This is a genomic window from Pseudomonas sp. Snoq117.2, assembly GCF_900110545.1.
GTDB classification, from domain to species: domain Bacteria; phylum Pseudomonadota; class Gammaproteobacteria; order Pseudomonadales; family Pseudomonadaceae; genus Chryseomonas; species Chryseomonas benzopyrenica.
Genome location: NZ_FOED01000002.1, coordinates 206,574 through 229,691, shown reverse-complemented (window position 1 = coordinate 229,691; position 23,118 = coordinate 206,574). Strand labels below are relative to the sequence as shown.

General features: G+C 68.4%; 22 protein-coding genes. 4 read left to right on the top strand and 18 right to left on the bottom strand.

Translation table 11 applies throughout. The features are described from left to right. Positions 1-5 precede the first annotated feature (5 nt). The 3 genes from BMZ43_RS06995 (at position 6) to BMZ43_RS06985 (ending at position 2,896) form a co-directional block, all read left to right on the top strand. The gene (locus BMZ43_RS06995) at positions 6-854 is read left to right on the top strand and encodes a transketolase (protein WP_093252773.1); all 849 of its coding nucleotides are present in this window, start codon (positions 6-8) and stop codon (positions 852-854) included. Next, a complete protein-coding gene (locus BMZ43_RS06990; protein WP_093251543.1) occupies positions 854-1,852 on the top strand; it encodes a transketolase family protein in 999 nt (332 codons plus the stop codon). Before BMZ43_RS06995 ends, BMZ43_RS06990 begins: the two co-directional genes overlap by 1 nt. 135 nt (positions 1,853-1,987) lie before the next feature. Continuing rightward, the gene (locus tag BMZ43_RS06985; protein ID WP_027599555.1) at positions 1,988-2,896 is read left to right on the top strand and encodes a LysR family transcriptional regulator; all 909 of its coding nucleotides are present in this window, start codon (positions 1,988-1,990) and stop codon (positions 2,894-2,896) included. On the opposite strand, the gene madM is transcribed toward BMZ43_RS06985, so the two are convergent. The 18 genes from madM to BMZ43_RS06895 form a co-directional block, all read right to left on the bottom strand. Then, entirely contained in the window at positions 2,893-3,657 is a 765-nt protein-coding gene (madM, locus tag BMZ43_RS06980) for a malonate transporter subunit MadM (protein ID WP_093251533.1), read from the bottom strand. The two genes, BMZ43_RS06985 and madM, sit on opposite strands and share 4 nt — an antisense overlap. A 1-nt stretch (position 3,658) precedes the next feature. Beyond that, positions 3,659-4,093, bottom strand: a complete 435-nt coding sequence (gene madL, locus BMZ43_RS06975) for a malonate transporter subunit MadL (protein ID WP_093251526.1) — start codon at positions 4,091-4,093, stop codon at positions 3,659-3,661. A gap of 116 nt (positions 4,094-4,209) precedes the next feature. Further along, positions 4,210-5,145, bottom strand: a complete 936-nt coding sequence (gene mdcH / locus BMZ43_RS06970; RefSeq protein WP_093251520.1) for a malonate decarboxylase subunit epsilon — start codon at positions 5,143-5,145, stop codon at positions 4,210-4,212. Further along, a complete protein-coding gene (locus BMZ43_RS06965) occupies positions 5,142-5,843 on the bottom strand; it encodes a malonate decarboxylase holo-ACP synthase (protein ID WP_256562884.1) in 702 nt (233 codons plus the stop codon). Before BMZ43_RS06965 ends, mdcH begins: the two co-directional genes overlap by 4 nt. Then, entirely contained in the window at positions 5,843-6,658 is an 816-nt protein-coding gene (gene mdcE / locus BMZ43_RS06960) for a biotin-independent malonate decarboxylase subunit gamma (RefSeq protein WP_093251510.1), read from the bottom strand. The genes BMZ43_RS06965 and mdcE overlap by 1 nt, the downstream gene beginning before the upstream one ends. After that, positions 6,655-7,521, bottom strand: a complete 867-nt coding sequence (locus BMZ43_RS06955) for a biotin-independent malonate decarboxylase subunit beta (RefSeq protein WP_093251505.1) — start codon at positions 7,519-7,521, stop codon at positions 6,655-6,657. The genes mdcE and BMZ43_RS06955 overlap by 4 nt, the downstream gene beginning before the upstream one ends. Then, positions 7,514-7,828, bottom strand: a complete 315-nt coding sequence (locus BMZ43_RS06950) for a malonate decarboxylase subunit delta (RefSeq protein WP_017641175.1) — start codon at positions 7,826-7,828, stop codon at positions 7,514-7,516. Before BMZ43_RS06950 ends, BMZ43_RS06955 begins: the two co-directional genes overlap by 8 nt. Next, positions 7,828-8,685 carry a triphosphoribosyl-dephospho-CoA synthase gene (locus BMZ43_RS06945; protein ID WP_093251501.1) on the bottom strand — a complete coding sequence of 286 codons (858 nt, stop codon included), beginning with the start codon at positions 8,683-8,685 and terminating at the stop codon, positions 7,828-7,830. The genes BMZ43_RS06950 and BMZ43_RS06945 overlap by 1 nt, the downstream gene beginning before the upstream one ends. Further along, complete coding sequence (mdcA, locus tag BMZ43_RS06940; RefSeq protein ID WP_093251497.1) at positions 8,685-10,361, bottom strand: malonate decarboxylase subunit alpha; 1,677 nt, start codon at positions 10,359-10,361, stop codon at positions 8,685-8,687. The genes BMZ43_RS06945 and mdcA overlap by 1 nt, the downstream gene beginning before the upstream one ends. Before the next feature lie 129 nt (positions 10,362-10,490). Then, the gene (locus BMZ43_RS06935) at positions 10,491-11,201 is read right to left on the bottom strand and encodes a YfdX family protein (protein WP_093251492.1); all 711 of its coding nucleotides are present in this window, start codon (positions 11,199-11,201) and stop codon (positions 10,491-10,493) included. A 204-nt stretch (positions 11,202-11,405) separates the two neighbouring features. Then, a complete protein-coding gene (gene gudD / locus BMZ43_RS06930) occupies positions 11,406-12,764 on the bottom strand; it encodes a glucarate dehydratase (protein WP_017640445.1) in 1,359 nt (452 codons plus the stop codon). A gap of 18 nt (positions 12,765-12,782) precedes the next feature. After that, positions 12,783-14,138 carry an MFS transporter gene (locus BMZ43_RS06925; RefSeq protein ID WP_017640446.1) on the bottom strand — a complete coding sequence of 452 codons (1,356 nt, stop codon included), beginning with the start codon at positions 14,136-14,138 and terminating at the stop codon, positions 12,783-12,785. Between the two features lie 148 nt (positions 14,139-14,286). Beyond that, positions 14,287-15,321 (bottom strand): LacI family DNA-binding transcriptional regulator, encoded by a 1,035-nt coding sequence (locus BMZ43_RS06920; RefSeq protein WP_093251488.1) that lies wholly within the window; start codon positions 15,319-15,321, stop codon positions 14,287-14,289. 79 nt (positions 15,322-15,400) lie between these two features. Continuing rightward, entirely contained in the window at positions 15,401-16,315 is a 915-nt protein-coding gene (locus tag BMZ43_RS06915) for a hydroxymethylglutaryl-CoA lyase (RefSeq protein ID WP_093251483.1), read from the bottom strand. Next, on the bottom strand, positions 16,312-18,246 hold the full coding sequence (locus BMZ43_RS06910) for an acetyl-CoA carboxylase biotin carboxylase subunit (protein ID WP_093251478.1): 1,935 nt from the start codon (positions 18,244-18,246) through the stop codon (positions 16,312-16,314). Before BMZ43_RS06910 ends, BMZ43_RS06915 begins: the two co-directional genes overlap by 4 nt. Further along, entirely contained in the window at positions 18,243-19,043 is an 801-nt protein-coding gene (locus tag BMZ43_RS06905; RefSeq protein WP_093251466.1) for an enoyl-CoA hydratase-related protein, read from the bottom strand. The genes BMZ43_RS06910 and BMZ43_RS06905 overlap by 4 nt, the downstream gene beginning before the upstream one ends. Positions 19,044-19,046: 3 nt before the next feature. Next, on the bottom strand, positions 19,047-20,654 hold the full coding sequence (locus tag BMZ43_RS06900; protein ID WP_064308605.1) for a carboxyl transferase domain-containing protein: 1,608 nt from the start codon (positions 20,652-20,654) through the stop codon (positions 19,047-19,049). Between the two features lie 10 nt (positions 20,655-20,664). Further along, positions 20,665-21,828, bottom strand: coding sequence for an isovaleryl-CoA dehydrogenase (locus BMZ43_RS06895; RefSeq protein ID WP_093251461.1), 1,164 nt, complete (start codon positions 21,826-21,828; stop codon positions 20,665-20,667). A 367-nt stretch (positions 21,829-22,195) separates the two neighbouring features. Between BMZ43_RS06895 and BMZ43_RS06890 the strand changes: the two genes are divergently transcribed. Then, on the top strand, positions 22,196-23,104 hold the full coding sequence (locus BMZ43_RS06890) for a LysR family transcriptional regulator (RefSeq protein ID WP_064308603.1): 909 nt from the start codon (positions 22,196-22,198) through the stop codon (positions 23,102-23,104). Positions 23,105-23,118: the final 14 nt, after the last annotated feature.

Here is a 23,118-nt window from a genome sequence, read left to right as displayed (position 1 = left end):
AGATCATGACCGCTTCTTCGCCACAACGCGCACCGCTCTCGCTGGCCGAGCGCGCCCACAACATCCGCCGCCATGCCCTGCGCATGGGCCAGATCCAGGGCCAGGGTTATGTCGGCCAGGCCCTGGGCGTCGCCGACGTCCTGGCCGTCGCCTACTTCCATGCCCTGAGCTACCAGCCGCAGGACCCCGACTGGGAAGGGCGCGACCGCTTCTACCTGTCCATCGGCCACTACGCCATCGCCCTCTATGCCGCGCTGATCGAGGCCGGGATCGTGCCGCAGGAAGAGCTGGAGACCTATGGCTGCGACGACAGCCGCCTGCCCATGTCGGGCATGGCCGCCTACACCCCAGGCATGGAGATCACCGGCGGTTCCCTCGGCCAGGGCCTGGGCATCGCCGTGGGCGCCTGCCTCGGCCTCAAGCGAAAGCAATCGAAATCCTTCGTCTACAACCTGCTGTCCGATGGCGAACTCAACGAAGGCGCCACCTGGGAAGCGGCCATGTCGGCCTCTCACTGGCAGCTGGACAATCTCATCGCCCTGGTGGACGTGAACAATCAGCAGGCCGACGGGCACTGCCGCGAGATCCTGGCCTTCGAGCCCCTGGCCGAACGCTGGCAGGCCTTCGGCTGGTTCGTCCAGCGCGTCGACGGCAACGACCGCGACGCGCTGGTCGCCGCCTTCGACCGGGCCCGCCAGCACCCTGGCCGGCAGCCCCGGATCATTCTCTGCGATACCCGCATGGGCAAGGGCGTGCCCTTCCTGGAAACCCGCGACAAGACTCACTTCATCCGCGTCGAGGCGCACGAATGGGCCCTGGCCCTCGACGCCCTGGATGCCGGGAGGGACTTCTGATGACTACCAGCACCGCCACCAAGCCACGCCTGACCACCTCGGCGATGATCGCCAGCATCGCCGCCGAGGGCCAACCGACCCGGCCGGCCCCTTTCGGTCACGCCCTGGCGGCCCTGGCCGAACAGCGCCCGGACATCGTCGGCCTCACCGCCGACCTGGCCAAGTACACCGACCTGCACATCTTCGCCAAGGCGCACCCCGAACGCTTCTACCAGATGGGCATGGCCGAGCAGTTGCTGATGAGCGCCGCCGCCGGCCTGGCCCGCGAAGGCTGCGTGCCTTTCGCCACCACCTACGCGGTGTTCGCCTCGCGCCGCGCCTACGACTTCATCTGCATGGCCATCGCCGAGGAGAACCTCAACGTCAAGATCGTCTGCGGGCTGCCGGGGCTGACCACCGGGTACGGCCCCAGCCACCAGGCCACCGACGACCTGGCGATCTTTCGCGCCATGCCCAACCTCATGGTGATCGACCCCTGCGACGCCCTGGAGATCGAGCAGGCGGTGCCGGCCATCGCCGCTCACCAGGGGCCGGTCTACATGCGCCTCCTGCGCGGCAATGTGCCCCTGGTGCTGGACCGCTACGACTACCGGTTCCAGCTCGGCAAGGCTCAGGTGGTGCGCCCCGGTCGCGACGTGCTGGTGGTGTCCACCGGGCTGATGACGATGCGCGCCCTGGAGGCCGCCGAGGCCCTGGCAGCGGATGGCGTGGACGTCTCGGTGCTGCACGTGCCGACCATCAAGCCCCTGGACGAGGCGACGATCCTGGCGGAAGCGCGCAAGCCGGGACGGCTGGTGGTGGCGGCGGAGAATCATTCGCTGATCGGCGGACTGGGCGAGGCGGTCGCGACCACCCTGCTGCGCAACGGCGTGACGCCCACCTTCCGCCAGATCGCGCTGCCCGACGCCTTCCTCGACGCTGGGGCGCTGCCGACCCTGCACGACCGCTACGGCATCTCCACCACGGCGGTCTGCCAGCAGATCAAGGGCTGGTTGTAGGGCCGGGATGAGGCGCCTGGTTACCCTCGGGATTGCACCGAGGGAGCCAGGCGCCGCCAGGGCGATTCGAAGACTCGACGCCGCCCGCCCATCCGGGCAAGGTGGGCAGCTGTCTCTCACCGCCCGCTGGCCGCCATGTCCGATACCGATGAACTCACCCTGCGCAAGCTGGAGATCTTTCTGGCTTTCATGCGCAGTCGCAATCTGGCGCGGGCCGCCGCCGAGCTGGGCACCAGCCATGTCAGCGTGCACCGCGCCATCCATTCGCTGGAAAACGCCCTGCGCTGTCCGCTGTTCAAGCATGAGGGGCGTACCCTGACGCCGCTGGACGGCGCCTTCGTGCTGGAGGCGCGCGCCGAGCGACTGATGCAGGACCTGGCCGAGACGGTGCGGCTGACCCGGCAGGCGGCGGGCTTCTCGGCCGATCGCTTTCGCCTGGGTGCGCTCTATTCGCTGACGGTCAAGACCGTGCCCCAGCTGATCATGGGCCTCAAGCTCAGGCGCAGCGAACTCAACATCGACCTGGTGCTGGGTTCCAACGCCGATCTCGCCGAACAGCTGCACGACTTCAAGCTGGACGCCATGCTGGTGGCCCTGGACGACGCCGTGGTGGATGCCGATTGTGAGAGCGTCGAGCTGTTCAGCGACGATATCTTCCTGGCCGCACCCAGCGACTCGCCCTTCGCCGACCAGGCCGAGGTGGACCTGCGCGATCTCGCCGGGGTGCCCTTCGTGACCCTGACCCAGGGCTTCGCCACCTTTCGCGACGGCCGCCAGGTGTTCGCCCAGGCCGGCTTCGAGCCGGAGGTGATCATGCAGGTCAACGACATCTTCTCGCTGATGAGCATGGTCAGCTCTGGGGTGGGCTATGCGCTGCTGCCGGGGCGGGTCGAGGCGGTCTACCAGAACCGCCTCAAGCTGTTGCCCCTGGCCCCGCGCTACCGCCTGCAGCAGCGCATCGGCGCGGTCTTCCTGCGCAGCCGCGAGCGCGATCCCAATCTGCTGGCCTTCGTCGCCGAATGCCGGATGTACGCGCGCAACTAACCCACCAGCGCCCGCACGCAGAAAAACAGCAGCGACGGCCCCAACAGGCAGCCCAGACCCGTGTGGAAGGTGGCGGTGAGGGCGCCATAGGGCACCAGGCGGCGGTCGGTGGCGGCGAGCCCCGCGGTGACGCCGCTGACGGTGCCGGCCAGACCGCCGAAGACCATCGCCGAGCGTGGGTTGTCCAGCGCCAGCAGCCGCGCCGACGCGGGCGTCGCCACCATGACGATGATGGCCTTGATCAGGCCGGTGGCGATGGACAGCGCCATGACGTCGGAGCTGGCGCCCAGGGCGGCGCCGGTCACCGGGCCGACGATGTAGGTCACCGCGCCCGCGCCTATGGTGGTCATGCTCACCGCGTCGCGGTAGCCGAAGGCCCAGGCCACGGCGGCGCCGACGATGAAGGGCAGCACGGTACCGAGGAGCAGGGCCACGGCGCCGATCAACCCGGCCTTGCGTGCCTCGGTGGCCTGCACCTCGAAGGCCGTGGCGACGATGGCGAAGTCGCGCAGCATGGCGCCGCCCATCAGGCCGATACCGGAAAACAGCGCGAGGTCGGCCAGGCCCTTCTGGCCGCCGGTGACGGTCCCGCCGACCCAGGCCAGTACCAGGCCGATGACGATGGCGATGGCCGAGCCGTGCACCCGGCCAAAGGTCAGTCGGCGCGAAAGGATCACCGAGATCCACATGATCAGGCCGATCAGCGCGAAGGCGGCGACCAGGCCGTTGTGTTGCAGGGCTTTGGTGACGATGTCGTTCATCCTAGCGACCTCCGACCGGTGCGGCATGGGTGACCGCTGGCGCGGGGGCCGCGGCGGCGTCCGGCAAGGGCGGTAGCGGTTCGCCGCGATGGCTGCGGCTGATCAGGGCGATGGTCAAGCCGCAGATCCCCACGGCGCCCACGGCGGCCAGCACCGCCACCGGTCCGCCGTGCAGGGCGGTGACCACGTTCTGCTGGGCCGCCATGGCCACCACCACCGGGATGTACAGCGCGCCCCAGAAGCCGACGCCGAATTCGCATTCCTTGCTCATGCCGCCATGCCGCTCCATGTAGAGCCGGGCGCAGATCAGCAGGAGCATGGCGATGCCCACCCCGCCGACATTGGACCTGACCCCGAGCAGGACGCCCAGGAAGTCACCGATGATGACGCCTGCAAGCATGCAGACGGCCAGGAGCGCTACACCGTAGATGATCATTGTTGTTGTCCTCGGTTGTGCTTGGGGTGGGGTGAAGCCTGGCCGCTGCGCCCGCTTTTACCCCCTCTCCCTCGGGGAGAGGGCTGGGGTGAGGGCAGCCGCCGTATGGGGATTGCTCAGTCCAGTCGTGCCGCCTCCTCGCGCCTGAGCGCGTCCAGGGTGTCAGGATGGGTGTCCTGCCAGGCCAGCACGCCGCTGGCGGGCAAGACGCGTTTGGCCAGTTGGCTGAGGACGCTGCCGGGCGCCAGTTCGATGGCCAGCCGCACGCCGCGCTCGCGAGCGGCTTCCAGGGCGGCGTGCCATTCGATGGGCCGCGCCATGTTGAAGGCCAGGTCGTCGCGTAACTGCTCGGCACGCACCAGCCGTCGTGCCGAGGTACCGCTCAGATAGGCCAGCCGGGGCGCGCGTAGCTCGACCTCGGCAAAGGCCTGGTCAAGAGTCTGGGCGGCTTCGGCGAGCAGCGGGCAGTGGGACGGCACGCTCATGACCAGGCGCTTGGCCGCTGCGGCGCCCTGGGCACGCGCTGCCTCGGTCAGCACGGCCAGGCCGACATCGCTGCCCGCGACCACGTATTGCTGCTCGGCATTGGCATTGGCCAGGTACAGCGGCGCGTCAGGCCGATGGTGATTGGCGACCAGGCCCTCCACCGTGCCGCGGTCCAGCCCAAGTATGGCCAGCATGCCGTAGCCCTTGGGATAGGCCGTCTGCATCAGCTCGCCACGAAGGGCCACCAGGCGCAGAGCGTCGGCGAAGTCCAGGGCCTCGGCCACCACCGCCGCGGCATAGGCACCGATGGACAGCCCGGCCACCAGCTGTGGCTCTGGTCCGCGGCTCAGCAGCAGGCGCGCCGTGGCGACGCCGGCGATCAGCAGGCACAGCTGCACGGCGCGGGTGTGTTCCAGGGCCTGGGCGGAGTCCAGGTTCAAAGGATCGAGGTCCAGTACCGCGGCGGCCTCCGCCAAGGTGCGCCGGACCTCGGGGTCCTCGGGCAGGGCGTGCAGCATGCCGGGACGCTGGGCGCCCTGGCCGGGAAACTGGAAGAGGGTACTCATGCGGCGCGCGCCTCCGGCCAGGGATCGCTCACCAACTGGGGACCGGCCGCGGTCTTGAGCAGCACGCGTGGGGCGTCTCCGGCCCAATCGGCCAGGGCGACGCCGCCGAGCGGGGTCTCCAGGAGGATATCTAGCCGGCACTGTGCCTGCGCCTGCAGCGACGCCAGCAGGGCCCGCGCCTGGTCGCGCGGCAGCGGGGCGGTGCAGCGGATCAGCAGATCCAGATCGCTCCCGGCATGCAGCGCCGGCCAGCCGGAGGCCAGTTCGTAGCCCGCAGCGCCGGTAGGACCCCAGGGCAGGTTCAGGTCATCCAGCAGGGTTTGCACGCGGGCCAGGGTGTCGAAGACCGGTAGATCGCGGCAGCCGGTCGTGATCCGCAGGTTTTCAGGCCCGCGCTGTTGCACTACGGCGGCTGGTACAAGCCAGGCCGCCAAGCGCTCGGCGCGGGTAGCGCCGCGCAGGCCGACCGGGATACGGCCGGCCTCGGGTGCGGTTCGGCGGACCACTACGGGCAGGCCAGCCTGGGCGATCTGGTGGGCCCAGGTGGGGGCGTCCGCGGGAAGGGTATCCGGGGTCAGGCCCCATAGGAGGTCGTGGGGCCTGTGTTGGGCTTCGCGTCGCTCAACCCAACCTACACAGGTGTCCCGTAGGTTGGGTTGAGCGCCAGCGAAGCCCAACGGGCCCATCCGCCCGCTCATCACGCGCTCCATCCCGCCCGTAGGCGATCGCGTACTGCGCGAGAGGCCGCGCGGTTGGCGCCGTCCAGGCGCAGTTTGAGATCGGTGGCGCCGCTGGCGAGCACATCGGCCTGGGCCTCGGCCAAGGCCTGGCGTACCTGCTCCAGATCTTCGGTCGAGGGCTGGTCGGGCTGGCCGACCTCCAGCTGCCGCCAGAGCAGGCCCAGGGAGGCATAGCTGTCCAGGTCGTAGGCCATGGGCGGGATGTCGGCGGCCAGGCGCTCCAAGTCTTCGACGCTGCGCAGGGTCACCCGCGCCGCCGAGGCCTTGCCCATGGCATGCACCTGCACCTGGGGATCGCGCAGGGCCAGCAGGCGATTGGCCTGGTAGCCATGGGCGAGAAAACCCCCGGACATGGCCTTGCCTACCAGCAGGCCCAGCACCGGGTGTCCGGCCAGGCGCGCCTCGGCATAGGCACCCGCGGCGCCGGCCAGGGCCTGGTGGATGCCATAGGCCTCCTCGCGGCGACCGTAGGCCTGGCTGGGCACATCCACCAGGGCGATCAGGGTGCGTTTCACCGGGGTGCCAGCATCCTCGGCGATGGCCTGCTGAATGGCTCGGGCCAGGCCCCAACCTTCCAGCAGGCCGACCTCGCCCTGCCGGGCCCGGGGAAAGGGATTCTCGGCATCCGCTACCACCGCCAGCCAGCGTGCGGGCCGGCCGGCCAGTTCGAGGTCGGCGACGCGCAGGGAGGCGGGCAGGCCCGTGACGGTTTCACCCTGGCTGGCCAGGGCCTGGAACCAGGTCAGGCCGCGTTGCGAAGGCTGGGTGCTCATGGCTGGTCTCCGGCATAGAGGTGGCGGACCGCGGCGGCGTCCGCCTGGGGACGGGTATCGAGATCGACGAGGCGCGTCAGGTAGTGGTCGGCCCGCTGGCTGCGCAGAGGGGCGGCAACGCCCTGGGTGAAGCCCTGGCGGATGGCGGTGGTCACGGCGGCGCTGTCGTCGGCAACGAAGATGTCGGCCAGGCCCGTGGCGACCCGCTGTTCGCCGCCGGTCAGGCTCCAGATGAAGGGGCGGTCGCGGGAATCGTATTCCTCGATGCCGGCTTCCTGCTCGATCACCTGGGGACCGTTGAGTCCCAGGCGTGCCTCGCGGGTGACTATCAGTTGGGTGCACAGGCCGGCGGCGATGGACATGCCACCAAAGCAGCCGACGCTGCCAGCGATGACGCCGATGACCGGCTGATGCGAGCGCAAGGCAACGATGGCCGCCTGGATCTCGGCGATGGCGGCCAGCCCCAGATTGGCCTCCTGCAGGCGCACGCCGCCGGTTTCCAGCAGCAGCACGGCGCGGGTCGGGATGCCCGCGAGGTTGTCTTCCAACGCCAGCTCCAGGGCACCGGCGATCTTGGCGCCGCCCACCTCGCCCATGCTGCCACCCTGGAAGGCGCCCTCGATGGCGCAGACCACCGCGGGCTGGCCGTCGATCAGCCCCTTGGCCGCCACCACGCCGTCATCGGCCTGGCAGACGATGCCCTGCTTGGGCAGCCACGGCGACATCAGCCGTTCGAAGGGCCCGACCAGCTCGCGAAAGCTGCCGGCATCGAGCACCACACGGGCCCGCTCGCGGGCGCCGAGTTCGACGAAGCTGCGGCTGTGCAGCAGCTCCTGGACATCGGGAAGAGGGGCTTCAGCCATGGGTGCTGTCCTCCAGGTCGAGGGTTTCCAGGCCCTGTTCCAGGCGCAGGCGTACCACGCCCGGGGTGGCGCCGAAGTCATGGATGTCCAGGGTCAGCGCCGGCAGGTCCTCGCGGGTGGCGAACAGCCGGTCGAAGAGGGCGCGCCAGCGCGGTTCGCTGCCGTTGACCGAGGTGGTCACCTTGAGGGTGAAATCGGCCGTGGCGGGTTCGAGCAGGACCTCCAGGTCCCCCGAACCGACACAGCCGACCAGGGCGCGACCCTGGCGGCGCTGGCTGGCCGGATAGCTGCAGGTGAAGTGTTCCATCAGAGGTCTCCAGGGAGCCGGGGCTCCAGGCGATCGACGAGAAGGGTGGCGGCCAGCAGATCGGCGGCGCCGCCGGGGGAGGCATTGGCGGCCAGCAATTGGCGGTCCAGCGTCAGCAGCTGGCGGCGCCCGCCGAGACTGGCGCTGCCCCCGGCCTGCAGCACGGCGCGGGCGCCCTGCTGCATGGTGGTGAGGGCCGCAGGGCCGGCACGGTGCAACACACAGGTATCGTCCAGCGCGGTCATGATGGCCAGAAGCGCATCCAGGCGAGCGTTCTGCTCGCCGGCACCGGCCTGGCGGCTGGCGCGCAGCTGCGGCAGGCCGCGCTGGTGGATGGCGGGAAAGCCCGCGGCGGCCTCGGCCCGGGCGCCGCCGACGCCGTAGCGCTGGGCGACGCTTTGGCCATGACTGGGCGCGGCCTGGGGCGCGTCCGGATCGGGCAGGCTGGCCAGGCGACCGGCCGCCAGGCACAGCGCCTGGGCAGAAGTCGGACGTTCATGTACCGCCGCCGTCACCAGCAGCCCCAGCGCCCAGATGGCGCCGCGATGGGTATTGACCCCGCCGGTGACCTGCAGCATGGCGGCTTCGCCGTCACGCCCCAGTTGGCCGATCAGGCAGCGCAGTTCGGCGGCGGGCAGCCCTCGCTCGGCGGCTTCGGCCATGGCCTGGAAACAGGGCTGCAGGGCCTGGGCCGAGGTCAGCATCAGGCCAAGGGTAAGGTCACTGTGGGCGCCCTGGCCGCGGCGATCCACCAGGGCCGGCTTGGGCGAGAGTTCGGCTTCGTCCACCAGGGCGGATACGGCCAACTCGGCCAGGCGCTCGGCGGGCGATGAGGTACGGCGGGCGAGGGCGCGCATCACCAGCTCCTGAACTTGGCCGGGGGTTGATAGAGACCGCCGGACCACTCCACCAGCTCGCCGATGCTCTTGGCCGCGAGCAGCTCGCGACTGGCATCGGTGCGGCGGATGCCGAGGTCCTCGGGCAGGGCCACCAGGCCTTCCTCGCGCAGGCGGCGGGCCTCGGCCGGATCGCTGCGCAGGCCGATGGCGGTGACCCCGGCCACGGCGGCGATCATCGCGCGGCGCTCTTCCAGGGAGCGGGCGCGGTAGAGATAGGCGATGCCTTCCTCGGTGAGCAGGTGGGTCACGTCGTCGCCATAGACCATGATGGGCGCCAGCGGCATGCCGCTCTTGCGCGCGACGTCCACCGCATCCAGGGTGTCGACGAAGGTGGGCTTGCCGCCTTCCTGGAAGGTCTCGACCATCTGCACCACCAGCTTCCTGCCGCGTTCGAGCAGGGCCGGTGCGCCGTCGCCGGTCTGCTGCCGCATGTCCAGCCAGGCCGGGGTGGGGTGACGCCGACCGTGCGGATCATGGCCCATGTTGGGCGCGCCACCGAAGCCGGCCAGGCGACCCCGCGTCACGGTGGAGGAATGGCCGTCGCCATCCACCTGCAGGGTGGCGCCGATGAAGAGGTCCACGGCGTACTGGCCGGCCAGCTGGCAGAGCAGCCGGTTGGAGCGGAGCGAGCCATCGCGACCGGTGAAGAAGACGTCCGGGCGCTGGGCGATATAGCCCTCCATGCCCAGTTCGGTGCCAAAGCAGTGCACGCTTTCCACCCAGCCGCTCTCGATGGCCGGGATCAGCGTGGGGTGGGGATTGAGGGTCCAGTGCCGGCAGATCTTGCCCTTGAGGCCCAGGCGCTCGCCGTAGGTGGGCAGGATCAGTTCGATGGCCGCGGTGTTGAAGCCGATGCCATGGTTGAGCGACTGCACCTGGTGGCGTTCGTAGATGCCGCGGATCGCCATCATCGCCATCAGCACGTGGACCGGCTTGATGTGGCGCGGATCGCGGGTGAACAGCGGCTCGATATAGAAGGGCCGGTCGGCCACCACCACGAAATCCACCCAGTCCGCCGGGATGTCGACTCGCGGCAGTTCGGACACGTCGTCCACCAACTGGTTGACCTGGACGATGACGATGCCGTCGCTGAAGGCCGCCGGCTCGATCAGCGCCGGGCTATCCTCGGTGCTAGGGCCGGTATAGATGTTGCCGGCGCGATCGGCCATGAAGCCGGCGCTGAGCACCACCTTGGGAATCAGGTCCACCAGCAGCCGGGCATAGAGTTCGATGTAGGTGTGGATGGCGCCGACTTCCAGTAGGCCGTCCTCCAGCAGCTGGCTGATCCTCAGGCTCTGGGTGCCGGCAAAGGAGAAGTCCAGCTTGCGGGCGATGCCGCGCTCAAACAGGTCCAGGTGCTCGGCGCGACCGACGCTGGGCATGATCATGTGCAGGTCGTGCAGCCGGGCCGGATCGACCTGGGCGAGGCTGCGGGAGAGGAAATCGGCCTGCTTCTGGTTGTTGCCTTCCAGCACCACCCGGTCGCCGGGGGCGAGCAACTGTTCCAGGGCCGCGACGATGGAGGCGGTGGGCAGCACCTTGCCATCGGCCAGCGCAGCCACCCGGTCCAGGCGCTGCTGCTTGTCGCTGCGGCGCCTGGCGATCCGAGCCGGTGGGGAGGATGTCGTTGTCATTGGGGTCTCCACGAATCACCTGTCGTGGAGCCACCCTAGCCTTCGACTGCCGGGCGTTCAATCAACCTGAGGGCGGAAACGTTACGCTGAAGTTAACGATTCCGTTGAGCTCAGGTGCTTGCGACCGGCTCAGGTCTTGTCGACCGGGGTGAAGATCGAGGTGGTTTTGGAGAACCAGCTGGTGGGGGTCACGTCGACGTTGGCGTTGTCGAATCTCAGGCTGTTCTGCACCTGCTTGAGCGTCAGGTTGGCCTGCCAGTATTGCTCATGACTGAGCTCCTGGTTGGCCCTGTGCACCAGGTCCAGGGTTTCCTGGGCCGGCAGCACGGCGGTGGAGTAGTCGACGTCGACGCCGGCCACCTTGAGGATCGCGCCAGCGCCCTGGGTGTCGCCCTGCTGGATCTTCTCGTTGGCCTGGGCCACGGCCTGGTTCTTGGCCGGGGTGGCGACATAGTCGTCACGCAGCGCCATGCCGCTCCAGATCGGCAGCCAGGACGTGGCCTTGGCGTCCTGCGCGGAGACCTGCATGAGTTTGCCGTCCTGACCCCGCAGGTCCCTGGCCGACTTGAGGTAGGCGGTCTTGTCGGTTTGGGCGGTCTGCAGCGCGCTTTCGGCGGCGGCCAGTTGCTGCTTGGCCTGATAGACATGGGCCTCGAAGAGGTCCTGGCGGGCGGCGACCACGTCCATGAAGGCCTGCTGGCCCTGCTGGGAGATCGCCGGCAGGGTGGCGACCTGCTGGGTGGCGATGTCGGGTCGGGTGTCGGCCAGGGCGGCGGTGGAAAACACCGAGGCGAGGGTCAGGACGAGAAGGCTCTTGGCGATACGAGGCTTGAGGTTCATGTGCTTCTCCCGGATACGAAAGTGACTGGAACCGCGGGGGTATCGGGCAGGGTTGCGAGATACCTTGGGATCAGTGTCGATCCGGTGAGCTTAACGGACGCTTAGCAGGCTATCGGTAGGTGTAAAACGATGTTTCGGACGCTGGAACGGAAACAGCGCCCGCCCCGGAGAGTCCGGAGCGGGCGCTGTTGGCGGGCCGAGGGCCTAGCGCACCAGGCAGGGCTTCTTGTTATCGAAGGTCCAGTTGGGCGAGAGGAATTGCATGGCCATGGCGTCGTCCCGCGCGCCCAGGCCCTTGGTCTTGTACAGCTCGTGGGCGCGGGCGAGGGCGTCCAGGTCCAGCTCCACGCCCAGGCCACCCTGCTGCGGCACCTCGACCAGGCCGCCCTTGATCTCCAGGGGCTGGCGGGTGAGGCGTTGACCGTCCTGCCAGATCCAGTGGGTGTCGATGGCGGTGATCTTGCCCGGCGCCGCGGCGGCGACGTGGGTGAACATGGCCAGGGAGATGTCGAAGTGGTTGTTGGAGTGCGAACCCCAGGTCAGGCCCCAGTCGTTGCACATCTGCGCCACCCGCACCGAGCCCTGCATGGTCCAGAAGTGCGGATCGGCCAGGGGGATGTCCACCGATTGCAGCTGGATGGCGTGACCCATCTGGCGCCAGTCGGTGGCGATCATGTTGGTGGCGGTGGGCAGGCCGGTGGCGCGACGGAATTCGGCCATCACCTCGCGTCCGGAATAGCCGTTCTCGGCGCCACAGGGATCCTCGGCATAGGCCAGTACGTGGTGCTGGTCGCGGCACAGGCGGATGGCTTCCTTGAGCGACCAGGCGCCGTTGGGGTCCAGGGTCACGCGTGCCTCGGGGAAGCGCTCGGCCAGGGCGGTGACCGCCTCGATCTCGGCGTCGCCGCTGAGCACGCCGCCCTTGAGCTTGAAGTCCTTGAAGCCGTAGCGGTCATAGGCGGCCTCGGCCAGTCGCACCACCGTCTCGGGGGTCAGGGCCTCTTCGTTGCGCACGCGGAACCAGGCGTCGTCGCTCTCGGCTTCGCTGCGATAGTCCAGCGTGGTCTTGTTGCGGTCGCCGACATAGAACAGGTAACCGAGCATCTCCACGGCATCGCGCTGCTGACCTTCGCCGAGCAGGGCGGCCACCGGCACCTCCAGGTGCTGACCGAGCAGGTCGAGCAGGGCGGCTTCGATGGCGGTCACCGCGTGGATGGTGACCCGCAGATCGAAGGTCTGCAGGCCACGACCGCTGGCATCGCGGCCGGCGAAGGCCTGGCGGACCTGGCCGAGGATGCGCTGGTACTGGCCCAACGGCTGGCCGATCAGGAATTGGCGGGCGTCTTCCAGCGTCTGGCGGATGGTCTCGCCGCCGGGCACCTCGCCGACGCCGGTGCGACCGGCGTTGTCCTTGAGGATCAGCACGTTGCGGGTGAAGTAGGGGCCGTGGGCGCCGCTGAGGTTGAGCAGCATGCTGTCCTGGCCGGCGACGGGGACGACCTCTAGGGAGGTGACCACCGGGGTGCCGGTGTGCAGGGCCGGGGTGGCATTGAATTGAGTCATGGTCGGGCTCCTTGTCGATCAGCGAGAGGTTTCAGCGGCGAGCGGGGCTTCGGCGGGCGGCGTGGGTACCCCACGCAACTCGACGCGCTTGATCTCGCCCACGACGAACAGATAACTGATGGCGGCCACCAGGGCATTGGCGCCGACGAACACCAGGGCCATCTTGAAGGAGCCGGTGGCGGCGATGATGTAGCCGATGATGATTGGGGTGGTGATGGAGGACAGGTTGCCGATGGTGTTGAACAGGCCACCGGAAAGGCCGGCGATCTGCTTGGGTGAGGTGTCGGACACCACCGCCCAGCCCAGGGCGCCGATACCCTTGCCGAAGAAGGCCATGGCCATGAAGCCCACCACCATCCAGTCGGCGTCGACGTAATTGCAGAGGATCATGCTCATCGACAGCAGCATGCCGGCGACGATGGGGGTCTTGCGTGCCACGCTCAGGCTGTTGCCGCGACGCAGCAGATAGTCGGAGATCACCCCGCCCAGCACGCCGCCGATGAAGCCGCAGATGGCCGGCAGGGAGGCGATGATGCCGGCCTTGAGGATGGTCATGCCGCGTTCCTGCACCAGGTACACGGGGAACCAGGTCAGGAAGAAGTAGGTGAGGGCGTTGATGCAGAATTGGCCCAGGTAGATGCCGGCCATCATGCGATTGGTCAGCAGCTGGCCGATGTAGCTCCACTTCGGGCCTTCGCTCTTCTTGCCGGGGGTGTCCAGGTCGACCAGGCCGCCGTTGCTGGCGATGTACTCGACTTCGGCGGCATTGACCCGGGGATGTTCACGGGGGCTGTAGATCACCGCCATCCAGACCGCCGAGAAGGCGATGCCCAAGACGCCCATCACCACGAAGACGTGCTGCCAGCCGAAGTGATAGACGATCCAGCCCATCAGCGGTGCGAACAGCACGGTGGCGAAGTATTGCGCCGAGTTGAAGATCGCCGAGGCGGTACCGCGCTCCTTGGTGGGGAACCAGGCGGCGACGATGCGGGCGTTGCCGGGGAAGGAGGGCGCCTCGGCCAGACCGACCATGAATCTCAGGGCGAACAGCAGGAATACCGCGGTGCCGATGCCGAATTCACCGATGTAGCCTTGCAGCAAGGTGAACACCGACCAGGTGAAGATACTCGCCGCATAGACCTTCTTCGAACCGAAGCGATCCAGCAACCAGCCGCCCGGGATCTGACCGAGCACATAGGCCCAACCAAAGGCGGAGAAGATGTAGCCGAGGGAGACGGCACTGATGCCGAGGTCTTTTTGCAGGGCGGAGCCGGCGATGGAAATGGTGGCGCGGTCGGCATAGTTGATCGTGGTCACGACGAACAGCATGAACAGGATCAGATAGCGGACGCGCGTCTGCTTGGTTTCTTGCATGGAGAGCTCCCACTGGTTTGTTTTTGTGTGCGGGCGGAGATCGAGCAGCGGTCTTATGTTGTAAGTCGTCTGACAACGATAGCGTTATCATTAAACAGATAACGCTATCATTCAACCGGTAAATCTGTGGTCGGGTGCAAAAAACCCGTTAGGAGCTCTGGCGCTCGATGAGAACGAAACCGGTGTCGAGATTGACCGCGGTCCGCTCGCCGGCGAGCCGGTCGAGCAGCGACTGGGCGACGCTGCGGCCCATGACATCGGCGTTGACGCTGACGGTGGACAGCGCCGGGGTCGCGAAGCGGCCATTGGTGGTGTCGCCGAAACCCATCACCGCCAGCTGCTCGGGAATGCGCAGGCCGCGGCTGTTGGCCTCGGCCACCACGCCCAGGGCCAGGGTATCGGAGCTGCACAGCGCCAGTTCCGGTGGCACCGGGCGTTCCAGCAGGCGCGCCAGGCCGATCCGCCCGACCTCCCAGGTGGCGGGCAGCGGCAGCACTTCCATGGGCACTTCGCCGATACCCAGCTCGGCCAGCCGCGCCTGCAGCGCCAGGTTGCGGCGCATGGCGCGGGGATCGTCCACCGAGATCACCCCGAAGCGGCGATAGCCGCGGGCGACGAAATGATCCGCCAGGGCCATGCCAACCTGCTCATGGGAAAAGCCCACCTGCATGTCCAGGGCCTCGGCGCTCAGGTCCCAGGCTTCCACCACCGGGATGTTCAGGGCCGCCAGCCGCTCGCGACTGGCCGGGGTGTGCAGGGTGCCGGTAAGGACGATGCCATCGGGCCGGCGGCCGAGGATGGCTTCCAGCAGTTCCTCTTCCTTTTCCGGTGAATAGCCGGTGGGCCCGATCAGCGCCTGGTAGCCCGCCTCGGTGAGCCGCTCCATGATCGCCTGCACCACGGTGGCATAGATGGAATTGGCGATGGTGGGCAGCAGGATGGCCACCAGGCGACTCTTGCTGGAGGCGAGGCTGCCCGCCAGCAGATTGGGCACATAGCCCAGCTCCTTGACCACCGCCAGGACGTGCTCGCGAGTGGCGGCGCTCACCAGACTCGGCCGATGCAGCGCCCGGGACACGGTGATGGGCGACACCCCGGCGGCGAGGGCGACCTCGCGCACGGTGAGGGGCAGCTCGGTGGTGCCATCGAGCTGGGCGAGTTCGCGTCGGGACTTCCTGGCCAAAACGGGTCCTTGGATGAGAGAGACCGCCATTATGGGAGCAAGCCCCAGCGGTTGCTATGGGCGTCCGCCAGAGCGCTGGCTAGTCGAGCGCTCTGGCGGTCCAGGCGCGGCCGACCCGCGACTGATAGGGTCGCTCCAACTGCGCGGAAACGGCCTGTCCCGTCGCCACCAACTTGGCCAGGTCGAGGCCGGTGGCGATGCCCAGGCCGTCGAGCAGATAGACCAGGTCCTCGCTGGCGACATTGCCGCTGGCGCCGCTTGCATAGGGGCAGCCACCGAGCCCGGCGACGGAGCTGTCGAACACCGCGACCCCTTCGAGCAGGCTGGCGTAGACGTTGGCCAGGGCCTGGCCATAGGTGTCGTGGAAATGCCCGGCCAGCTGGCTGAGCGGCACCTCCCGCCCCAGCCGCTGCCAGAGCGCCCGGGTTCGGCCGGGGGTACCGACGCCGATGGTATCGCCGAGGGAAACCTCGGCGCAGCCCAGCTCCAGCAGCTCGCGGGTCACGCTGGCCACCTGGTCGGGTGCGATCTCGCCGTCGTAGGGACAGCCCAGCACGCAGGACACATAGCCGCGCACCCGGATGCCCGCCGCCTGCGCGCCCTCGACCACGGGTACAAAGCGCGCCAGGCTCTCGGCGATGGAACAGTTGATGTTGCGCTGGGAGAAGCCCTCCGAGGCGGCGGCGAAGACGGCGATCTCCTCCACCCCCGCCGCCAGGGCGGCCTCGAAACCCTTCATATTGGGCACCAGCACCGAGCGCACCACGCCCGCTGGGCGGCCCAGTCCCACCAGCACCTCGGCGGTCCCGGCCATCTGCGGTACCCACTTGGGCGAGACGAAGCTGCCCACTTCCAGCTGCTGCACGCCGCTGGCGACCAGGGCCTCGCATAGCCGGATACGCTCGGCGATGCCCAGTGCCTGGGGCTCGTTCTGCAGGCCGTCGCGTGGCCCGACCTCGACCACCCGCACCCGGGACGGCAGGGCCTCGCTCATGGTGCCGCCTCCTCCAGTTCCACCAGGGGCGTACCCTCGGCCACCAGCTCGCCAGGGCTGCAGAACAGCGCGGCCACGACGCCGGCGCGCGGCGCGCGGATGCTGTGTTCCATCTTCATCGCCTCCAGCACCACCAGCGGCGCGCCGGCTTCCACGGTGTCGCCCACGGCTACCGAGACGGCGACCACACTGGCGTTCATTGGCGCCGTGAGCCCGCCGGCCTCCGCCTGGCGCGCGACCTCGGCGAGGGGATCGGCCCAGGTGACGGCTTCGAAGCGCTCCCGCCATTGGAGAAACAGCGTCTGCCCACGGCGATAGAGGCGGGCGCTCTGGCGGATGCCTTCGGCCTGCCAGTGGAGGCGATCAGCATTCAGCTCGACCGCCGCTGAGCCGGGCAGGGCGACGGCGCGCACCTCACCGCGACAGGCCAGGCGCAGCGCTATCTGGGGCGGTCCACCCAGGCGCCAGCCCTGACGGGAAGCCCAGGGAGACGTCGGCTCGGCAGCGGCCGGCAGCGTCGCCAGCCAGGCCTGGGCCGCCAAGGTCCAGAAGGCGTCGGTCAGCTCTCCGGGTGCGGGCAGCAAGGCATCCCGGTGACGCTCGATGAAGCCGGTGTCCAGCTCGGCCGCGGCAAAGGCCGGATGGGCGAGCAAGCGCTGCAGAAAGGGCAGGTTGGTGGCGAAGCCGCCCACCGCGGTCTCCGTCAGCATGGCCAGCAGCCGCTGGCGCGCCTGTTCGCGGCTGTCGCCCCAGGCGATCAGCTTGGCCAGCATGGGATCATAGAAGGGCGAGACCTCGTCGCCTTCCTCCACGCCGCTGTCCACCCGCCGCCCCGGACCGGCCGCCGGCTCGCGATAGAGCTGCAGGGTGCCCGAGGCCGGCAGGAAGCCCTGGTCGGTGTCCTCGGCATAGAGCCGTACCTCGATGGCATGGCCGTGCAGCGGTACCTGGGCCTGGGTGAGGGGCAGCGCCTCACCGGCGGCGACGCGCAATTGCCAGGCCACCAGATCCAGGCCGGTGATGGCCTCGGTGACCGGGTGTTCCACCTGCAGCCGGGTGTTCATTTCCATGAAGAAGAAGTCGCTGCGGGCGTCGAGCAGGAATTCCACGGTACCGGCGCCCACATAGCCGATGGCCTGGGCCGCCTGTACCGCGGCTTCGCCCATGGCCCGGCGTAATTCTGGGGTAAGACCGGGCGCGGGGGCCTCCTCGATGACCTTCTGGTGGCGGCGCTGGATGGAGCAGTCGCGTTCGTTGAGATAGAGGCAATGGCCGTGCCCGTCGGCGAAGACCTGGATCTCCACGTGGCGCGGTTGCAGCACGTACTTCTCCACCAGCATCCGCGCATCGCCAAAGGCCGAGAGCGCTTCGCGCTGGGCCGAGGCAAGGCCCTCGGCCAGGTCGGCTTCGCGCTCGACGATCTTCATGCCCTTGCCGCCACCGCCGGCGGTGGCCTTGAGCAGGACCGGATAGCCGATGCGCGCCGCGGCGTCGCGAAAGGTGGCGAGGGACTGGTCCTCGCCGTGATAGCCCGGCACCAGGGGTACCCCGGCGTCGGTCATCAGCGCCTTGGCGGCGGACTTGCTGCCCATGGCGCGAATCGCCGTAGCGGGCGGCCCGACGAAGACCAGTCCCGCCGCGGCCACCGCCTCGGCGAAGGCGGCGTTCTCGGACAGAAAGCCATAACCCGGATGGATCGCCTGGGCGCCGGTGGCGAGGGCCGCCTCGATGATGCGTTCGCCGGCCAGATAGCTATCTGCTGGCTTGGCGCCCCCGAGGTCTACCGCGAGGTCGGCCTGGCGCACATGGCGTGCCCTGGCGTCGATGGCGCTGTGCACGGCGACGGTGCCCAGGCCCAGGGCCTTGGCGGTACGCATCACTCGGCAGGCGATCTCGCCCCGGTTGGCGACGAGCAGACGGTCGAAGGTCATGGCGAGGTCTCCTGCCAGGCGGGACGACGTTTTTCTAGGAAGGCCTGCAGGCCTTCCTGGGCTTCGGGGGTGACGCGCACCTCGGCGATCAGGCCCTCGGTGAAGGAGCGCACCTCGGCCCGAGGGGCGCCTGCGCCAGCGCCCTCCAGCAGCCGCTTGCATGCGCGCAACGCCTGGGGCCCGTTGTCCAGCAGACGGGCGATCCAGGCCTCGACCAGGGGCTCCAGGTCGGCCGCCGGCGCGGTCTCGGCCACCAGCCCCAGCTCGGCCGCGCGCGCGCCGGAGAAGCGTTCGGCACCCAGCATGTAGCGCCGGGCCGCCCGTTCGCCCAGGGCGCGGATGACGAAGGGGCCGATGACGGCGGGCACTAGGCCGATGCGCACCTCCGACAGGCAGAAGGTGGCGTCACTGGCGGCCAGTGCCAGGTCGCAGCAGCTGACCAGCCCTACCGCGCCGCCAAAGGCTGCGCCCTGCACCACGGCGAGGGTGGGCATCGGCAAGGCCTGCAGGCGATACATCACCTCGGCTAGGCGCTCGGTGTCGGCCTGATTGGCGGCCGCGTCCAGGGTAGCGGACGCCTGCATCCAGGCGAGATCCGCGCCGGCGCAGAAGTGCCGGCCGCGCCCGCGCACGAGTAGAAAGCGCAGCTCGGCATCGGCGGCGATCTCGGTGAGCGCTGTGCCCAACTCCGCGATCATCCGTGCATCCAGGGCGTTGTGGCGGTCCGGACGGTCGAGCCAGAGGGTGGCGAAGCCGCGCGGGTCGCGGGTCAGATCCAGGGTGTGGAAATCAGTCATGGCCTACATCCGGAAGACGCCGAAGGTCGTCGGCTCGAGGGGGGCGTTGAGACTGGCCGACAGCGCCAGGGCGAGGACCTCGCGGGTCTGGGCCGGGTCGATCACTCCGTCGTCCCATAGGCGCGCGCTGGAATAGTGGGCATGGGCCTGACGCTCGTACTGCTCGACGATGGGTGCCTTGATGCGCGCCGTCTCTTCGTCGTCGAAGGCTTCTCCGGCACGTTCGGCCTGCTCACGCTTGACCTGCACCAGCACCCCGGCCGCCTGCTCGGCACCCATCACGCCGATGCGTGCGTTGGGCCACATCCACAGGAAGCGAGGATCGTAGGCGCGACCGCACATGCCGTAGTTGCCGGCGCCAAAGCTGCCGCCGATGATCACGGTGAACTTGGGCACCCGGGCGCAGGCCACTGCGGTGACTAGCTTGGCGCCGTGCTTGGCGATGCCGCCTTCCTCGTATTTCTTCCCGACCATGAAGCCGGTGATGTTCTGCAGGAAGAGCAGGGGGATGCGCCTCTGGCAGGCCAGCTCGATGAAGTGCGCGCCTTTCTGCGCCGATTCGGCGAAGAGAATGCCGTTGTTGCCGAGGATGGCCACCGGATGACCCTGCAGATGGGCGAAGCCACAGACCAGGGTGGTGCCGAACTGCGCTTTGAATTCATCGAAGACGCTGCCGTCCACCAGCCGGGCGATCACCTCGCGCACCTCCAGCGGCTGCTTGGGATCGGCCGGGACCAGGCCGTAAAGGTCCTCGGCCGGATACAGCGGGGCGATTGGCGCCTTGAGCTGTAACTCACCCAGCTTGCGCCAGTTGAGGTTGGCGATGCAGCGCCGCGCCAGGGCCAGGGCATGGGTGTCGTTCTCGGCATAGTGGTCGGCCACGCCGGAGGTACGGCAGTGGACATCGGCGCCGCCCAGTTCCTCGGCACTGACCACCTCGCCGGTCGCCGCCTTCACCAGCGGCGGCCCGGCGAGAAAGATGGTGGCCTGCTGGCGCACCATGATGGTCTCGTCGCTCATGGCCGGCACATAGGCGCCGCCAGCGGTACAAGAGCCCATCACCACGGCGATCTGTGGGATGCCCTGGGCACTCATGGTCGCCTGGTTGAAGAAGATCCGCCCGAAGTGCTCGCGGTCGGGGAAGACCTCTTCCTGGCGCGGCAGGTTGGCGCCGCCGGAATCCACCAGATAGAGGCAGGGCAGGCGATTCTGCAGGGCGATGGCCTGGGCGCGCAGGTGCTTCTTCACCGTCAGCGGATAGTAGGAGCCGCCCTTCACCGTGGCGTCGTTGGCGATGATCATGCACTCGATGCCCTCGATGCGGCCGATGCCGGCTACCACCCCGGCCGCTGGTACCTCTTCCTCATAGACGTCGAGGGCCGCCAGGGCGCCGATCTCCAGGAAGGGCGAGCCGGGGTCCAGCAGCTGGTCGATGCGCTCGCGGGGCAGCAGCTTGCCGCGGGCGGTATGGCGTGCCTGGGCCTTGGGCCCGCCGCCTTCACGGATGTGCGCCAGGAGCTGGTCGAGCCGGGCCAATTGCTCGGCCATGACGGCGGCATTGCGTTGATAGTCCGGGGCACGCCGGTTCAGGGTGGAGGTCAGCACGGTCATGGCAGGCTCCTCACCGGGTTTCGTTGAACAGCTCGCGCCCGATCAGCATGCGGCGGATCTCGCTGGTGCCGGCGCCGATCTCGTAGAGCTTGGCGTCGCGTAGTAGGCGGCCGGTGGGGTACTCGTTGATATAGCCGTTGCCACCTAGAATCTGGATGGCTTCCAGGGCCATCTGGGTAGCCTTCTCTGCGGTGTAGAGAATCACCCCGGCGGCGTCCTTGCGGGTGGTCTCGCCACGGTCGCAGGCCTGGGCCACGGCATAGAGATAGGCACGGCTGGCATTGAGACCGGTGTAGAGGTCGGCCACCTTGCCTTGGATCAGCTGGAATTCGCCGATGCTCTGGCCGAATTGCTTGCGGTCATGGACGTAGGGCAGGACCACGTCCAGGCAGGCCTGCATGATGCCCACCGGGCCGCCGGCGAGGACTACGCGCTCGTAGTCCAGGCCGCTCATCAGCACCCTCACGCCCCCGTTCACCTGCCCCAGCACGTTGTCCTCCGGCACCTCGACGTCGTCGAAGAACAGCTCGCAGGTGTTGGAGCCGCGCATGCCCAGCTTGTCGAACTTACTGCCGCGGCTGAAACCGGTCCAGTCACGCTCGACGATGAAGGCGGTGATGCCATGGGCGCCTTGTTCCGGCTCGGTCTTGGCGTAGATCACATAGGTATGGGCATCGGGACCGTTGGTGATCCAGGTCTTGCTGCCATTGAGCACGAAGCGATCGCCACGCCGCTCGGCGCGTAGCTTCATGGAGACCACGTCCGAACCGGCGTTGGGCTCGCTCATGGCCAGGGCGCCGACGTGCTCGCCGCTGACCAGCCGGGGCAGGTAGCGCGCCTTCTGCTCCATGGTGCCGTTGCGATGGATCTGGTTGACGCAGAGGTTGGAGTGGGCGCCATAGGAGAGGGCGACCGAGGCGGAGCCGCGGCTGATCTCCTCCATGACCACTGCATGGGCGAGATAGCCGAGTCCGGAGCCGCCGTACTCCTCGCCCACGGTGATGCCGAGCAAGCCCAGGTCACCAAAGGTGCGCCACAGGTCCATGGGAAAGCTGTTGCTGGCATCGATCTCGCCCGCGCGAGGCGCTACTTCGCGGGCGACCAGGGTGCGCACCTGATCGCGCAGCAGATCGAGGGTCTCGCCCAGGGCGAAGTTGAGACTCGGGTAGCTCATGGGGTCACCTATTGTTGGGATTGTCGGGTGAGAGCGGTCGGCCGATCGGGCGCGCATGGGGCGGCCACCCGGTACGGCGCGGAGCTGAAAAAAACAGGGCGGGGCAGCGCTGATGACCAGGCGCGGGCGTGGCGCGCAGGTGGACGCTGGAAAACCGTCGGGCAGGGCGGCCAACGGCAGGACAAGGGTGCGCACGGAGCGCGGCTGCGGAACGCGGGCGCCAGGGCGCGCATGGTCCGTCCTCCTGTTCATTATTCTTGTCATGGCGACCGCGAGAGGAAGGCGGCGCGCCTGTGCCTCTGAGTCTAGGAGAGGAAATGCGCTATCGTGAAACGATAAAAATAGAATCCAGGTATTGGAAAATCAGATGGCACTGCACAAGGACATCTCGATGCGGCAACTGCGCTATTTCGTCGCCGCCGCCGAGAACAGCCAGTTTTCCCTGGCCGCCAGCGCGGTCAACGTCAGCCAGTCGGCGGTGACCACGGCGGTCAGCCAGTTGGAGACGACGCTTGCGGTGCGGTTGTTCGAGCGACTGCCCCATGGAGTCAAGCTGACCGCCGAGGGGCACCAGTTCTACCACCATGCCCGACACATCCTCGACACCCTGCAAGACGCCGTGAGTCAGCCGCTGTTCCAGAGTCATGCCCTGACCGGCCAGGCCCGGGTCGGCGCTTCCTATGCGGTGCTCGGCTACTACCTGCCGACCCTGCTGGCGCGCTTCAAGCGCAGCTATCCGCAGATCGACATCGACCTGCGCGACATGGATCGACCCAGTATCGAGGCGGGCATCAACGATGGCACCCTGGAGCTCGGCCTCACGGTCATCTCCAACGTCGACGCCGCCCAGCCCTTCGAGCGGCATCTGTTGATGCGCTCGCCGCGCCAGCTCTGGCTGCCCAGCGCTCATCCGCTGCTGGCTCCGGAACGCGTCACCCTGGCCGACATCGCGCCCTATCCCTATATCCTCGCCACGGTGGACGAAGGGGAAACCTCCACGCTGCGCTACTGGCGCGCGGCCGGCCTGGAACCCAACGTGGTGTTCAAGACCTCGTCCATGGAGTCCCTGCGCGGCCTGGTCGCCCATGGCTTTGGCGTGACCATTCTGTCCGACATGCTCTATCGCGGCTGGTCCCTGGAAGGGCGCAAGCTGGAAGCCCGCCCGGTGGCCGATGCCATCCCACCCATGGAGCTGGGCCTGATCTGGAGTCCCGAGGAACGCCTGAGCCCTGGGGCCCAGGCGTTTCGGCAGTTTCTGGTATCGGCGGCGGGATAGCGGAGGCACCTGCT

Excerpts from the sequence above, each read along its gene's own strand:
- BMZ43_RS06925 (WP_017640446.1), bottom strand. The coding sequence starts at position 14,138 with ATGCAAGAAACCAAGCAGACGCGCGTCCGCTATCTGATCCTGTTCATG.
- BMZ43_RS06950 (WP_017641175.1), bottom strand. The coding sequence starts at position 7,828 with ATGGAACACTTCACCTGCAGCTATCCGGCCAGCCAGCGCCGCCAGGGT.
- BMZ43_RS06945 (WP_093251501.1), bottom strand. The coding sequence starts at position 8,685 with ATGCGCGCCCTCGCCCGCCGTACCTCATCGCCCGCCGAGCGCCTGGCC.
- BMZ43_RS06910 (WP_093251478.1), bottom strand. The coding sequence starts at position 18,246 with ATGACCTTCGACCGTCTGCTCGTCGCCAACCGGGGCGAGATCGCCTGC.
- BMZ43_RS06900 (WP_064308605.1), bottom strand. The coding sequence starts at position 20,654 with ATGACCGTGCTGACCTCCACCCTGAACCGGCGTGCCCCGGACTATCAA.
- madM (WP_093251533.1), bottom strand. The coding sequence starts at position 3,657 with ATGAACGACATCGTCACCAAAGCCCTGCAACACAACGGCCTGGTCGCC.
- BMZ43_RS06995 (WP_093252773.1), top strand. The coding sequence starts at position 6 with ATGACCGCTTCTTCGCCACAACGCGCACCGCTCTCGCTGGCCGAGCGC.
- BMZ43_RS06935 (WP_093251492.1), bottom strand. The coding sequence starts at position 11,201 with ATGAACCTCAAGCCTCGTATCGCCAAGAGCCTTCTCGTCCTGACCCTC.
- mdcH (WP_093251520.1), bottom strand. The coding sequence starts at position 5,145 with ATGAGTACCCTCTTCCAGTTTCCCGGCCAGGGCGCCCAGCGTCCCGGC.
- BMZ43_RS06955 (WP_093251505.1), bottom strand. The coding sequence starts at position 7,521 with ATGGCTGAAGCCCCTCTTCCCGATGTCCAGGAGCTGCTGCACAGCCGC.
- BMZ43_RS06905 (WP_093251466.1), bottom strand. The coding sequence starts at position 19,043 with ATGACTGATTTCCACACCCTGGATCTGACCCGCGACCCGCGCGGCTTC.
- gudD (WP_017640445.1), bottom strand. The coding sequence starts at position 12,764 with ATGACTCAATTCAATGCCACCCCGGCCCTGCACACCGGCACCCCGGTG.
- mdcE (WP_093251510.1), bottom strand. The coding sequence starts at position 6,658 with ATGAGCACCCAGCCTTCGCAACGCGGCCTGACCTGGTTCCAGGCCCTG.
- madL (WP_093251526.1), bottom strand. The coding sequence starts at position 4,093 with ATGATCATCTACGGTGTAGCGCTCCTGGCCGTCTGCATGCTTGCAGGC.
- BMZ43_RS06965 (WP_256562884.1), bottom strand. The coding sequence starts at position 5,843 with ATGAGCGGGCGGATGGGCCCGTTGGGCTTCGCTGGCGCTCAACCCAAC.
- BMZ43_RS06985 (WP_027599555.1), top strand. The coding sequence starts at position 1,988 with ATGTCCGATACCGATGAACTCACCCTGCGCAAGCTGGAGATCTTTCTG.
- BMZ43_RS06890 (WP_064308603.1), top strand. The coding sequence starts at position 22,196 with ATGGCACTGCACAAGGACATCTCGATGCGGCAACTGCGCTATTTCGTC.
- BMZ43_RS06990 (WP_093251543.1), top strand. The coding sequence starts at position 854 with ATGACTACCAGCACCGCCACCAAGCCACGCCTGACCACCTCGGCGATG.
- BMZ43_RS06895 (WP_093251461.1), bottom strand. The coding sequence starts at position 21,828 with ATGAGCTACCCGAGTCTCAACTTCGCCCTGGGCGAGACCCTCGATCTG.
- mdcA (WP_093251497.1), bottom strand. The coding sequence starts at position 10,361 with ATGACAACGACATCCTCCCCACCGGCTCGGATCGCCAGGCGCCGCAGC.
- BMZ43_RS06915 (WP_093251483.1), bottom strand. The coding sequence starts at position 16,315 with ATGAGCGAGGCCCTGCCGTCCCGGGTGCGGGTGGTCGAGGTCGGGCCA.